The organism is Segatella baroniae DSM 16972 = JCM 13447 (genome assembly GCF_000426585.1).
GTDB classification, from domain to species: domain Bacteria; phylum Bacteroidota; class Bacteroidia; order Bacteroidales; family Bacteroidaceae; genus Prevotella; species Prevotella baroniae.
In genome coordinates, this window is the sequence record NZ_AUFQ01000020.1 from 15,989 (window position 1) to 29,072 (window position 13,084).

Consider the following 13,084-nt stretch of genomic DNA (forward strand, 5'->3'; position numbering starts at 1 on the left):
ACTTCTTGTAAAAAAGAGGTTATCGACTTTTTTTACTATCTTTGTTCTAATGGAGATTGCAAAAGAGAGGTCGATAACCTCTGTTTTTATTCGATAACGAAAGGTTTTTACTTTATGAACGATTTTAGGGAATATGCAACCAAACATTTGGGCATGAGCAGCATGACGCTCGACGGCGTCATCAACTCTCAGGCGCAATATCTCAATCCGTATATCCTCGAAGAGCGTCAGCTCAACGTAACACAGATGGACGTCTTCTCCAGATTGATGATGGACCGCATCATCTTTTTGGGAACCCAGATCGACGACTACACCGCGAACACCTTGCAGGCGCAGCTGTTGTATCTGGATTCGGTAGACAACACGAAGGACATTTCCATCTATATCAACAGCCCCGGTGGAAGCGTCACCGCCGGATTGGGTATCTATGACACGATGCAGTTCATTTCCAGCGACGTGTCGACGATTTGTGTCGGCATGGCCGCTTCGATGGCTGCCGTGTTGCTGGTCGCCGGCCAGGAAGGAAAGCGCCAGGCGTTGACGCACAGCCGCGTCATGATTCATCAGCCGTTGGGCGGCGTGCAGGGCCAGGCTTCCGACATAGAGATCGAGGCCCGTGAGATCCAGAAGTTCAAGAAGGAACTCTATACCATCATCGCCGACCATTCGCACACGTCGTTCGACAAGGTCTGGGCCGACTCGGACCGCAACTACTGGATGACGGCGCAGGAGGCGAAGGACTATGGCATGATAGACGACGTCTTGATCCGGAAGAACAACATAACGAAGGAGTAGGGAGAATGACGAACAAAACTTGTAGTTTCTGCGGAAGGAGCGAGGACGAGGTCAAGATTCTGATTTCCGGCATTAATGGAGACATCTGTGAGGACTGCGTGCAGCAGGCCTATCATATTCTCGAAACGGCCGGCATTCTGGGCGAGGAGGCCAATCCGGAAAGGAAGTCGAGCCAGTTCAAGCCGAAGAAAGTGCCCAAACCTCGGGAAATCAAGAAGTATCTCGATGAGTATATAATCGGTCAGGACGAGGCCAAGCGCTATCTGTCGGTGGCCGTGTACAACCATTACAAGCGGTTGCAGCAACCTGTCGACGCGAACGGCGTGGAGATAGAGAAGAGCAACATCATCATGGTGGGCAGTACGGGCACAGGCAAGACGCTGCTGGCTCGAACGATCGCCAAGCTCTTGTCCGTTCCCTTCACGATTGTCGACGCGACCGTGTTTACCGAAGCTGGTTACGTGGGCGAGGATGTGGAGAGCATCCTCAGCCGTCTGCTGCAGGTGGCCGACTATGACTTGGATGCGGCTCAGCGGGGAATTGTCTTCATTGACGAAATCGACAAGATCGCACGCAAGAGTGACAATCCTTCCATCACGCGCGACGTGAGCGGCGAAGGCGTGCAGCAGGGGTTGTTGAAGCTTCTGGAAGGCACGATGGTGAACGTTCCACCCAAGGGAGGCCGCAAACATCCCGACCAGGACTACATACACGTGGACACTCGGAATATATTGTTTATCTGTGGCGGCGCGTTCGACGGCATAGAGCGGAAAATCGCCCAGCGGTTGAACACGCATGTCGTCGGCTTCAACTCCGTGCAGAATGTGCGGAATATCGACAAAGGCGACCTGATGAAGTATGTCTTGCCGCAAGACTTGAAGTCGTTTGGCCTGATACCTGAAATCATCGGACGCCTGCCGGTGCTCACTTATCTGAATCCTTTGGACCGGAAGGCGTTGCGCCGCATTCTGGAGGAACCCAAGAACTCCATCGTCAAGCAGTATGTCAAGCTGTTTGAAATGGACGGAATCAAATTGTCGTTCGAAGAATCGGTCCTCGACTTCATCGTCGACAAGGCCGTTGAATACAAGTTGGGGGCGCGAGGCCTGCGTTCCATCGTGGAAGCGATAATGATGGATGCGATGTTCGAGATTCCCTCAAAGCGCACAAAGACGTTCAATGTGACGTTGGATTATGCCAAACGCCAGTTGGACAAGTCCTATCTGCAAGAGCGCGAGTCCGCGTAAGTGATTCGGACAGGCGGGTTCCTTGTGGCAACGCCTGTCCGAACACCAATTCGATCAATCAATACTGCAATGTGAAAGTTGCTTGTCGGTTATGGCAAATGAAATTAATCTTGCCCTGGAATTAAAACACTATTTCGGCTTTGACAAGTTCAAAGGCGAACAGGAGGCCATCATCCGCAACCTGCTGGATGGCAATGATACCTTTGTATTAATGCCGACCGGCGGAGGCAAGAGCCTCTGCTACCAACTTCCTTCCTTGATCATGGATGGAACCGCCATCGTCATATCGCCGTTGATTGCCTTGATGAAGAATCAGGTTGACGTAATCAACGGCATGAGCGAAGAGACGGGCGTTGCCCATTACCTGAATTCCTCTCTGAACAAAGCCGCCATCCAGCAGGTGATGCAGGATGTCACGGAGGGGAGGACGAAGTTGCTCTATGTGGCTCCAGAGTCGTTGAACAAGGATGAGAACGTGGAGTTCCTGAAGACAATCAATATTTCGTTCTATGCCATCGACGAGGCGCATTGCATCTCGGAATGGGGCCATGACTTCCGACCGGAGTATCGCAACATCCGCCCGACGATAGCCAAAATAGGCAACGCCCCCGTCATCGCGCTGACCGCTACCGCTACGGACAAGGTGCGCTCAGACATCAAGAAGAGCCTTGGTATCGTCAACGCACGGGAGTTCAAGAGTTCCTTCAACCGTCCCAACCTTTATTACGAGGTGCGGCAGAAGCGCAGCGACAAGGCCACGGACGATGAAATCGTGAAGTTCATCCGCCAGCACCGTGGCAAAAGCGGTATAATCTATTGTCTTTCGCGAAAGAAAGTGGAAGAGTTGGCCGCCGTATTGAAGACCAACGACATCAGCGCGGCACCTTACCATGCGGGCCTTGACAGCGCGACACGCTCGCAGACGCAGGACGACTTCCTGATGGAACGCATCGACGTCATCGTCGCCACAATCGCTTTCGGCATGGGTATAGACAAACCCGACGTGCGTTTTGTCATCCATTACGACATTCCCAAGAGCCTGGAAGGCTATTACCAGGAGACGGGGAGGGCCGGACGGGACGGCGGGGAAGGCCTCTGCATCGCGTTCTACCGGCAGAAAGACCTGAAGAAGTTGGAGAAGTTCATGGAGAGCAAGCCCGTAGCCGAGCAGGACATAGGCAAGCAATTGCTGCAAGAGACCGCCGCCTACGCGGAGTCGTGCGTCTGTCGGCGCAAGATGTTGCTCCACTACTTCGGCGAGAACTACATGGAAGACAATTGCCATAATTGTGACAACTGCCTCCATCCCAAGGAACGCATCGAGGCCGGCAAGGCCCTGCTCATCGTGTTGCGGGCCATCCGTGCGCTCAAGGAGAACTTCCGCACGGAGTATGTCATCGACTTCATGAAAGGCAGGGCCACGGACGACATCGTCTCGCACAAGCACGACTTGCTGGAGGAGTTCGGCGAAGGCGAAGATGAGGACCCGAAGTTGTGGAGTCCCGTCATCCGACAAGGCATTATCGCCGGTTACATCAAGAAGGATGTGGAAAACTACGGACTGCTGAAGCTGACGGCTGCCGGCCGGCGTTTCATCCAGTCGCCTTCGCAGTTCATGGTCGTGAGGGACAACGAGTTCAAGGACGGCGACGACGACGACTTGGGCGACACTATCGGCACGGCGTTGGACGAACCCCTGTGTGCCATGCTGAAAGACCTGCGGCGCGACATGGCCCGCAAGCTGCATGTGCCGACCTACGTCATCTTCCAGGACGTCTCCCTCGACCAGATGGCCACCATGTACCCCGTGACGCTCGAAGAACTGCAGAACATCCAGGGGGTGGGGGCCGGGAAGGCAAAGCGTTATGGAAAGGAATTTTGCGAACTGATCAAGCGTCATTGCGCGATGAATAACATCGAACGTCCTGAAGAATTGCGTGTCCGCACGGTGCCCAAGAAGTCGGTCGTGAAAGTCAAGATCATCCAAAGCATTGACCGGCAAATCGCCTTGGACGACCTGGCGGAGGCGCTCGGGATGGGCTTCGACGAGCTTTTGGATGAGATAGAAGCCATTGTCTATAGCGGAACGAAGCTGGGAATCGACTACTTCCTGGAAGAAGTGATGGACGAAGACCATGTGGACGACATCTACGAGTATTTCCGCGAGAGCGAGACCGACGACATAGAAGTGGCCTTGGAAGAACTTGGCGATGACTATTCCGAGGAGGAAATCCGTCTGGTGCGCATCAAGTTCATGTCCGAGATGGCCAACTGACCTTTCTTTTGAATGAGAAACATGGAGCTTCAGGTTTGAAATGATGTTTCTTGGAAAAAACGAAGCAGCCTTTTTGCGACGCAAAAAGGCTGCTTTTAGTTTGTAAAAAGGCTGCTTTGACAAACCAAAAAGGCTGCTTTGACAAGCTAAAAAGGCAGCTTTTACAAGCCCAAAGAACTGCTTTTGAAAAGCGATGGACTGCCGCCGGCGGACAGGCGGGCGGCGTTGGGGGCGCCACAGCCCGAAGATGAAAGCCTTGGAAGGTCGTCGGTAAAAAAAACGGACAATATTTGCCGAAAAGAAGTTAAATCGTTATCTTTGCAACGCATACTCAAGATTTATCTATTAACCCTCTTTGATTGAATATGAAACCGCAAATGTTTTGGAGAAAACGTGTTTTGATGTTGGCATTGGCCTTGTGTTTGTTTCACGCTTTATCGGCGCAGACCAAGGTTTCGGGCAGCGTTGTCGACGAGAACGGGCAGGCTGTGATGGCTGCCGTGGTCGTGCTGTTGGCCGAAAAGGACAAGGCCGTGGCGCAGACGGCGGTGACCGATGAGGCCGGCCGTTTTGCGTTGACGACCTCACCGGGGGCGTATGTCGTCAATGTCCGCTATCTGGGCTATGCCGACGTGGCGCAAAACGTGACGGTGACGCGCGACGTCACCCTGCCCGTCATTCGTCTGACGCCCGTGGCCACCGACCTGAAAGGCGTCACCGTCACCGCCCGACAGCGCAAGCCGATGGCCAAGTCGGTGGACGGCAAGTTGCAGATAGACGTGGCCCGCTCGTATCTCACCGACCTGGGCAACGCCCTGGAGGTGTTGAAGCACGCTCCCGGCATTTCGGTCAGCCAACAGGGCGACATCTCGCTGTCGTCGCTGGGCGGCACGGCGCTGTATGTCAACGGCAAGCGGGTGCGCCTGCAAGGCAACGAACTGGCCGCGTATCTGCGCACGCTGTCGGCCGGCAAGATCAAGCGCATCGAGGCGTCGGCCATCCCCAACGCCCGTTATGAGTCCGACGGGGCCGGCGGCATTGTCAACATCGTGCTGAACACGCGGGAGGACGCGGGCTTCTTCGTCTCCACCGCGCACGGACTGGCCTATTGGGACTATCTGCGGACGACCTCCGACCTGGCCCTTTCTCACAATACGGACAAGTGGCAGTTGGGCCTGAGCTACAGCCACGCCATCGGACATTACGCCATGGGCTACGGCAGCGACCGCACGCAGGAGGGCATTCGCAACCTGTCGGTGACCGACGACGTCGACAAGCGGAACACCTTTGCGGGCGGACTGGATGTCGTTTGGCAGCCCGACAGTCTCCATAAGCTGTCGCTCAACGCCTCGGCCAACCTGCTGGGCGGCCCCGGACTGACGCTGACCGAGACGACCATCTACCACAAGGACGGCACGCCCGACAAGCTCCTGCGCGCCATGAACGACTATATGAAACAGCGAAACCTGCGCTATGGCGGCAACCTCAGCTACTCGTTCACGCCCTCGCCACGGCATTCCTTGTCGGTGTCGGCCGACTGGATCAGGTTCGACGGCATGTCGAAATGCCATCAGCCCAACAGCTATTTCACGCCGCAGAACGCCCCGCTCCGCTCCGACATATATTATTCGGAACCGCATAAGGACATCGACATCCATTCGCTGATGGCCGATTACAAGTACGACACGGGCAAGGGAGGCGAGCAACTCTTGGGCTTCAAGCTGTCATCCATCCGCAGCAAGAACGATTTCAGGTTTGAAGCCAACGGCCAAGTGGACCTTGGGCGGTCCAACCGCTTCAACTACAAGGAGAAGAACGCCGAGGCCTATGTGCAGTCTTCCTGGCAGTTGGGCAGGTGGCGGTTGAGCGGCGGCCTGCGCCTGGAATACATGCTGACCGACAACTTGCTGCGCCCTTACGACACGGCGTTGGCCGAAGAGACCAACAAGGAGCGTCGGCTGAAGTTGTTTCCCAACCTGTCGGTGGGCTGTCAGCTGGGCGAACAGACCAAGCTGCTGGCCCAGTACAGCCGCAGGCAGGACAAGCCGCGCTACGAAGACCTGAATCCTTTCGAGTATCTGCTCGACGAACTGACCTACTGGAAGGGCAATCCTTTCCTCAAACCGCAGACGAGCGACAAGGTGGCGCTGAACCTTTCGCACCGCCATCTGTCGGTCAGCCTGTCGTACAACCGCCTCAATCATTACTTCACTTCGCTGACCGACGCCTATGGCGACGACAAGGTGGTGATGACGACAAAGAACATTGGCCGGCAGACGCAGTGGGGGATGGAGATGAACTACTCGCGCCGACTGGCCGCCTGGTGGGATGTCAACGCCAATGCGGGGCTGTTCCACTTCACCAACCGCCTCAGCTACGAGCAATATCGCGAGACCTACCGCCGTCCGTCGCTCACCTTCTCGGTGAACAACGACCTGGCCTTGCCCGCCGGAATCAAGATGGAACTCTCGGGCCGCTATCGTTCGCGGCGGCAGGGCGGCAGCTACGACGTGGCGCGGTCGAGCGGCAGCGTGGATGTGGGGCTGAACCGCGCCTTCCTGCATGAGCGTCTTCGCCTGTCGCTGCTCATGACCGACGTCTTCCACACAGAGCGTTGGGACGGCTACGGCCGCAAGGGCACGCTCTACCTGAGCTCATGGGGCTACAGCGAGAGCCGCCAGGTCATGCTGCGGGCACGCTACACCTTCGGAAAACGCAAGTTCACGGCCCATGAAACGTCGCTGGAGGAGGCGGGCCGACTGTAGAAACAGGCCCTTGGGGTGGTGTGCGGACTGTGCACAGGCCGCATTTTGCATGCAAAACGCATGCTGAAAAGAAAAAATCATGTATCTTTGCACTTCTTCCCGACAGCCCCTTGTCTTTCATGCGATGTCAAGACGGGGGATGACGGGATGAAGTGATTGATTAACTCAAAATTCCAGAGAAATGCCGTGTCAAGCATTTCCATTTCCGACATCGCGTAAAAACTCATAATTTATAATACACAATGCAGTACGTAATGATTGTTTTCGTGGCATTCTTTGCCTTAAGATTGTTTTCGCTTTATTTTTCCATCCGCAACGAGAAACGTTTGGTCAGGCGTGGAGCCATACAGTATGGCAAGTTCAATTCGCTCTTGCTCGCCTTGGCGCATGTCGCTTATTATTTTTCAGCCTTATACGAGGCCTACGCCGCAGATGTAGAGTTTGAAAAAACATCCGGAGTGGGGGTTGCGGTCATGCTCTTCGCCTATGTCATGCTCTTCTATGTCATCTACAAGCTCCGCGACGTGTGGACGGTGAAGCTCTATATCGTGCCCAATCAGCGCATAGACCGCAGCTTCTTGTTCCGCACGGTCCGTCATCCGAACTACTTTCTCAATATTGTTCCCGAACTCGTGGGCGTGGCTTTGCTTTGCCATGCCTGGCTCACGTTGTGTTGCGGCTTGCCGCTGTACTTGTGTCTGCTTGCCGTTCGCATACGTCAGGAAGAGCGCGCCATGAAACCTTTGTTCAATTGACGGGCCGACGTTTCATAAAACAAATAAGGCAGCGGACCATCCGCTGCCTTGTTTTGTTGTAATCTCGTGAAATCGGTTGGCTGTTTATTGAAACACCATTTTCTTGCCGTTGACGATGTAGATTCCTTTCCCCGGCTTTTCAACCCGACGTCCCCGCAAGTCGTACACGGCGTTCTTGCCGTCCTTCCGCTCGGTTATCCTGCCGATACCCGTCGGATCATTGCGTTTCTTCCCCTTGAACGAATAATTGTACATAGTTTTATAATCAGAAGTAAGTTCAAAGGCAAGCTCCAAAGTGCCGTTCTTGTACACAAAGCTCTTGTCTTCATCAATGTTGCCGTCAAGCGTTACCCTATGCTTCTGGTCTTTTGTTGTAAAAGTATTATAAAGATTACTTTCCAAATAGATTTGCCATCTATTATTGTCTGTCTCGGGGTACAGGAGACAACTCTCGTATGGAATCTTGTCAAATGAATACTGGCCCATGGTGAAATCCTTGAGGGCCACTACCGTAAATCCTGTTTCACCTTCACTGATTTCTATCGTCACTTTAATCTTTTGTCCAGGCGTTTTTTGGCCTGTTGTTTGATTGACGGTTTCGACCGTGGCTTCACCTTCGTATGTACCATAAACGGCTGGTACGACTTCGGGTTTAGGCTTGGTTCCTTGCGCCATCGCAATGGCAACTTGCGTGCAGAGCACGAACATCAACATGGGAATCCTGTAAATAGTTCTCATAAAATTGTTTTGATTAAATAAATTATAAATTATTGAGTGTATAATTACCTGAAAACCTTTGGGCAACGCGCATCCGCAATCGGATGTCGTAAAGAAATGCGTGGCAAAGGTATATAATAAATGAGACATAAAGGCAAAAAGGTTTTATAAAAAAAACAAACGATTGTTGTCTTGGAATCATTGAGAGAATATTGGGTTGAAGCGCAAACGACCTGATGAGCACAACCGATACAATCCCATCCTAAATGTGGAACAGGATGAATTTGTCATGAGTGAAAAGTATTGCAGTGAGAGCCTCTATATGAAAGTATTTGCAGTCTTGATAGTTTTCATATATCTGTTGCAAAGAAGGGGTAAACGGAGGATGTTTTTTAGTTTTATCGCAAAAAATATGGTAGTTAAAAAATGTCTTATTAATAAAATTTAACTCGGGGGGGGTAAAAATCCATTTTCTTTAAATAATTTTGCCTCCGAAACCCAAATATAACTCAAATATATAACTTTTTGTTTTAATGTACAAGTAATAAAGTCTTGTATTTCTTTTTTTGATTTCTATTCCTGCCTCGAAAAAGAACTGTTGTCGTTTTAGTTTTTTATAAGGCGTATATATCCATAATAGAAAAACTGGGAGATACATTAAAAAAGACGCTTGTAGGAGACTTACAAATATCTTAAAAGGTATTTGGACAAAACAAAATCAAAGACTCGATTTGGATGAAACTATGTGACTATTTAAACAGTGTAATGAACTTCTTTTTTATTGGTTTCATTCAAAGAGAGGATTGGTAAAATGATTTTCTCTTACTTAGTTTAATATATATAATGTTTTTTTTAATGGTAAAAATTATGAAGACTGTACAAAGTTTTTCCCTGTCGATACTGGCAGTAGTATTGATGGGATGTTTCATGCACTCCTGCACGGATGTGGACATCAGTATGCCCAAAGGGCCGAAAGGCGACAAGGGAGATACAGGATTGTCGGCCTATGAGTTCTGGAAAGAAAAGGTGCTGGACGGCACCGTCGAATGGCCGAAGAACGAAACCACCGAAACCGACTATTTTAAATTCTTGAAAGGTAAAGATGGTAAGGATGGTAAAGATGGAAAAGACGGCAAGAGTGCCTATGAGCAATGGAAAGAGTATATTGCGAATGGAACAGTGCCCGACCCTCACAGTCCGGGAAACACATGGAATCCTTCCAACAACACGCTCCAGCACTTCTGGTATTACCTCACCGGTGCAACGGGTGAAAACGGACAAACACCTCATATCGGCGACAATGGCAACTGGTGGATTGGTCAAACCGACACCGGAGTACCGGCACGCGGCAAGGACGGCAAACCGGGAGTGCCTGGCAAGGATGCGGTACCCCCTGTGGTGACTATCGGCGACAACGGCAATTGGTTTGTCGATGGTGTGGATACCGGCAAACCCTCGAAAGGTTCAGATGGCAAGAACGGAAAAACTCCTACTGTGACTATTGGTGACAATGGCAACTGGTTTGTTGACGGCAACGATACGGGCAAACCGGCTTTGGGCAAAGATGGCAAGTCGCCCGAAGTTGCCATCGGTGACAATGGCAACTGGTTCATCGACGGGCAGGACACCGGCAAGCCGGCTTACGGCAAGAATGGTAAGGACGGCAAACCGGGCGCAGACGGCAAAAACGGCAAGAGCGCGTATGAACTTTGGAAAGAAGAAATTGCAGGAGGGAAAACGCCCGACCCACACAATCCAGGAAGCATGTGGGATCCGAACAAGAATACCGTGGCTGACTTCTGGGAATTCCTGCGCGGTGCAGACGGAAAGGATGGAAAAGATGGCAAAGACGGCGAGCCGGGAACTACCATTGAGATAGGAAAAGTAAATGTATTGCCCGTGTACTACAATGGTACGCTTAGAGAGTATGTCGATCCAACAAATGGATCTGTGACATTCCACGTATTTGACAAAGAAGGGAAAAGCGTAGGAGCAGGCGTCAAAGTCAAAGGTCTGCCTGGCGTGCCAAATCAGGAAAAGGAATATGTGACAGACGCAAGTGGCAGATTTGTCGTGCAGTCAACAGAGCTTCCGGACAAGCTGGAGATTTCCAAGAGAAGAGGAGCGGCAAAGTCGGTGGTCATCAATGGCACCAGCGAAGCTGTAGCGGCAAATACGGAAGTTCCCAACAGAATAAAGACCCGCATCACTGCGGAGATGGTGTATCCACGCCAGATGACGGCAGGTCTGATGTATGCAAGCATGTACGATTCTCATTTTGTGGTGGTACATTACAAGTATGAGAGATGCGTAGATGGAGTATGGGGAATGTATCCTGAAATCTATCCCGAACCGGAACTCAAGGTGGTTAAGGTGAAAAACGTAAAAGCCGACATTAAGGCAACGGATTTGGAAACTGCCGATTGGAGCAAATGGAAAGTGAAGGTTCACTATGGCAATTTTGTAGGCGCCAAGAAAGTCGTGCTGATTCATCGTCCTGTCGTACTTACCGAAGCAGAGAAAAAGGGGGACGAGATGAACTATCCATCTCCGAATCCGGGCTTTGTAGATGTTGCCACGCTGAATACGAACTTGAAGAAAATCAAGGAGTATGAGTGGAAGAACACCAAGGATTATTTCTCTATCCAGGGCACCAAATATTTCTATGGCGAATCTCCGGTCATGCCGAGTCCCGTTTATGTTCCGGAAATATATCCAGGTCCTACGGTCAAGACAGCGTCCCTGGATGTACAAGTGGGAATATCATACCTTTGGGGAACGCTCGACAAGACGACCTTCAAGCCTTTCTACTTGAAATACGAGAAGCCGGCAACAGTTGGCGGCATTTGGGAAATCAAGAAGGAAGAAGCCAAGAAGTTGGAAACATTCAAGAGTGAAGAAGGAAAGCCCCAAAAGGATGGAGTGAATATCAGGGCGCTCATGACCAAGAAAACCAATTCAAGTGCAGGAAACACCACCCAAGACCGTTTCTGCAAGACGCTTGATGAAGATTACAAATATTTCTTGGATTCAACCCTGCCGGACAACTATTTTGCGACAACCGTCTGGGTGCCCGATGGCCAAGGCAAGGTGACTCATGGAGAAGTAATCAAGCAAATGATTGCTCCGATTTATGTACTCTACAGAGTTGTACCCGACTTCAAACTCGTCAAGGAGACCAGTGGCAAGTATAACAGAACGAAGGTCTTCGATACAGCGAAAAAAACGGAGGTGAAGCAGGAGGTTACGCCGACCACCTGGCCCAAATAAAACAGAATCTAAAGAAAAACGATTATGAAATCAGCATATAAATTTTATACATTTTTGTTGGTCTCGTTGATGGGGACTGTTGCATTGAAAGCTCAAACTGCAGACCAGGATTCCCGGCAGCGCAAGCCCAAGCGTGCCTGGGAACTTGGTGTCGGCGGCACGATGATCAACTGGGACCGGGTTTCGGTCACGGGATTCCAAAGCACTCCCGACAAGTACCTTTATCACCTCAAGGTGAAACACCTTCTTGGCGGGGCCAACCTTTACGCAGCCCGCGAATTGAACCGCTGGCTTTATCTCGACTTGCAAGGAACGGTAGGTTTCGCCGGCAAGGAAGAAGGCACTGCCAACAGCAGCAAGAACAACTATACGCTCATGGGCGGACTTGGCTTGCAATTCCGCCTGAGCCCGCTGTTCAAGTCGAAATACGTAGAGCCTTACCTGCGTGTGGGAGCCAATGTGCTGCACAAGAACTTCCTGACCACAGGCATGGGCGCGTTCTACAACGACCCCACGGGGCAGGCCGGCTGGATTTCGGACGACGTGTGGAACGAGCGCGGCTATTCGCACGACAAGAAGACCTATTTCCCCATGTCGGTGGGTGCAGGCGTGAATGCCTGGCTCAGCAATTCGCTGGGACTGGGCTTGCAGGGCGAGTACTTGACCCCTGTCAAGAAAAACCTTCCGCGCTTTGCGCAAATCACCTTGCGGGTGATGTGGCGCATCGGCGGCCACGACAAACGTCCGGCACCCGTTGTACGCTACATCGACAGAGAGGTGGAAAAACCCGTGGAACGCATCGTCGAGAAGATCGTCGAGAAAGAGGTCGCCGTTCCGGCCGAAACGCAGTTGTGCGAGATGTTCAACAATGTGAACTTCGAATTCGACAAGGACATCCTGACCTCCGAGTCGGTCGACATCCTGAAGCAGGCGGCCGAAATGCTGAAGAGCCGTGCCGATGCACGCTTCCTCATCACTGGATATACGGACGCGCGCGGAAGTGAAGCTTACAACTTGGACTTGTCCCGCCGGCGCGCCAAAGCGGTTGTCAACGAGCTCGTGAAGAACGGCGTGCCTGCCGTGATGCTGAAATGGTGTGGTGTGGGCAAGCGCATCGCCCACATGCCTGCACGCGAATCGAACAATGTACGCATGGGTGACCGCAAGACAACGATCGAGCGAGTGCTCATAATGGACTATTGGAATAAATTGCCCTAAGCGTCCGAAGCGCTTTTAGACGGGAATCGTCCAAAAGCCCGA

At 51.8% G+C, this 13,084-nt stretch carries 8 protein-coding genes; 7 read left to right on the plus strand and 1 reads right to left on the minus strand.

Annotated elements, in window-relative coordinates; all coding sequences use genetic code 11:
• Positions 1 to 114: 114 nt before the first annotated feature.
• From clpP to K334_RS0111250, 5 genes are all read left to right on the plus strand, one after another.
• Positions 115 to 795 (plus strand): ATP-dependent Clp endopeptidase proteolytic subunit ClpP, encoded by a 681-nt coding sequence (gene clpP, locus K334_RS0111220; protein WP_027444977.1) that lies wholly within the window; start codon positions 115 to 117, stop codon positions 793 to 795.
• Positions 796 to 800: 5 nt separating this feature from the next.
• The gene (gene clpX / locus K334_RS0111225; RefSeq protein ID WP_021590379.1) at positions 801 to 2,042 is read left to right on the plus strand and encodes an ATP-dependent Clp protease ATP-binding subunit ClpX; all 1,242 of its coding nucleotides are present in this window, start codon (positions 801 to 803) and stop codon (positions 2,040 to 2,042) included.
• Positions 2,043 to 2,133: 91 nt separating this feature from the next.
• Positions 2,134 to 4,317, plus strand: a complete 2,184-nt coding sequence (recQ, locus tag K334_RS0111230) for a DNA helicase RecQ (RefSeq protein ID WP_021590423.1) — start codon at positions 2,134 to 2,136, stop codon at positions 4,315 to 4,317.
• Positions 4,318 to 4,694: 377 nt separating this feature from the next.
• A complete protein-coding gene (locus tag K334_RS0111240) occupies positions 4,695 to 7,082 on the plus strand; it encodes an outer membrane beta-barrel protein (protein WP_027444979.1) in 2,388 nt (795 codons plus the stop codon).
• A 242-nt stretch (positions 7,083 to 7,324) separates the two neighbouring features.
• A complete protein-coding gene (locus K334_RS0111250; protein ID WP_025881400.1) occupies positions 7,325 to 7,837 on the plus strand; it encodes an isoprenylcysteine carboxyl methyltransferase family protein in 513 nt (170 codons plus the stop codon).
• Between the two features lie 84 nt (positions 7,838 to 7,921).
• Here K334_RS0111250 and K334_RS0111255 read toward each other — a convergent pair whose 3' ends face one another.
• Positions 7,922 to 8,575, minus strand: coding sequence for a hypothetical protein (locus tag K334_RS0111255; protein WP_025881399.1), 654 nt, complete (start codon positions 8,573 to 8,575; stop codon positions 7,922 to 7,924).
• An 846-nt stretch (positions 8,576 to 9,421) separates the two neighbouring features.
• Between K334_RS0111255 and K334_RS13955 the strand changes: the two genes are divergently transcribed.
• A complete protein-coding gene (locus K334_RS13955; RefSeq protein WP_025881396.1) occupies positions 9,422 to 11,824 on the plus strand; it encodes a collagen-like domain-containing protein in 2,403 nt (800 codons plus the stop codon).
• A gap of 84 nt (positions 11,825 to 11,908) precedes the next feature.
• Positions 11,909 to 13,042 (plus strand): OmpA family protein, encoded by a 1,134-nt coding sequence (locus K334_RS0111275; RefSeq protein WP_025881394.1) that lies wholly within the window; start codon positions 11,909 to 11,911, stop codon positions 13,040 to 13,042.
• The last annotated feature ends 42 nt before the right edge of the window (positions 13,043 to 13,084 follow it).

What these genes read in the sequence shown, in the direction of transcription:
- clpP (WP_027444977.1), top strand. Translation starts at nt 115, where the DNA reads ATGAACGATTTTAGGGAATATGCAACCAAACATTTGGGCATGAGCAGC.
- clpX (WP_021590379.1), top strand. Translation starts at nt 801, where the DNA reads ATGACGAACAAAACTTGTAGTTTCTGCGGAAGGAGCGAGGACGAGGTC.
- recQ (WP_021590423.1), top strand. Translation starts at nt 2,134, where the DNA reads ATGGCAAATGAAATTAATCTTGCCCTGGAATTAAAACACTATTTCGGC.
- K334_RS0111240 (WP_027444979.1), top strand. Translation starts at nt 4,695, where the DNA reads ATGTTTTGGAGAAAACGTGTTTTGATGTTGGCATTGGCCTTGTGTTTG.
- K334_RS0111250 (WP_025881400.1), top strand. Translation starts at nt 7,325, where the DNA reads ATGCAGTACGTAATGATTGTTTTCGTGGCATTCTTTGCCTTAAGATTG.
- K334_RS0111255 (WP_025881399.1), bottom strand. Translation starts at nt 8,575, where the DNA reads ATGAGAACTATTTACAGGATTCCCATGTTGATGTTCGTGCTCTGCACG.
- K334_RS13955 (WP_025881396.1), top strand. Translation starts at nt 9,422, where the DNA reads ATGAAGACTGTACAAAGTTTTTCCCTGTCGATACTGGCAGTAGTATTG.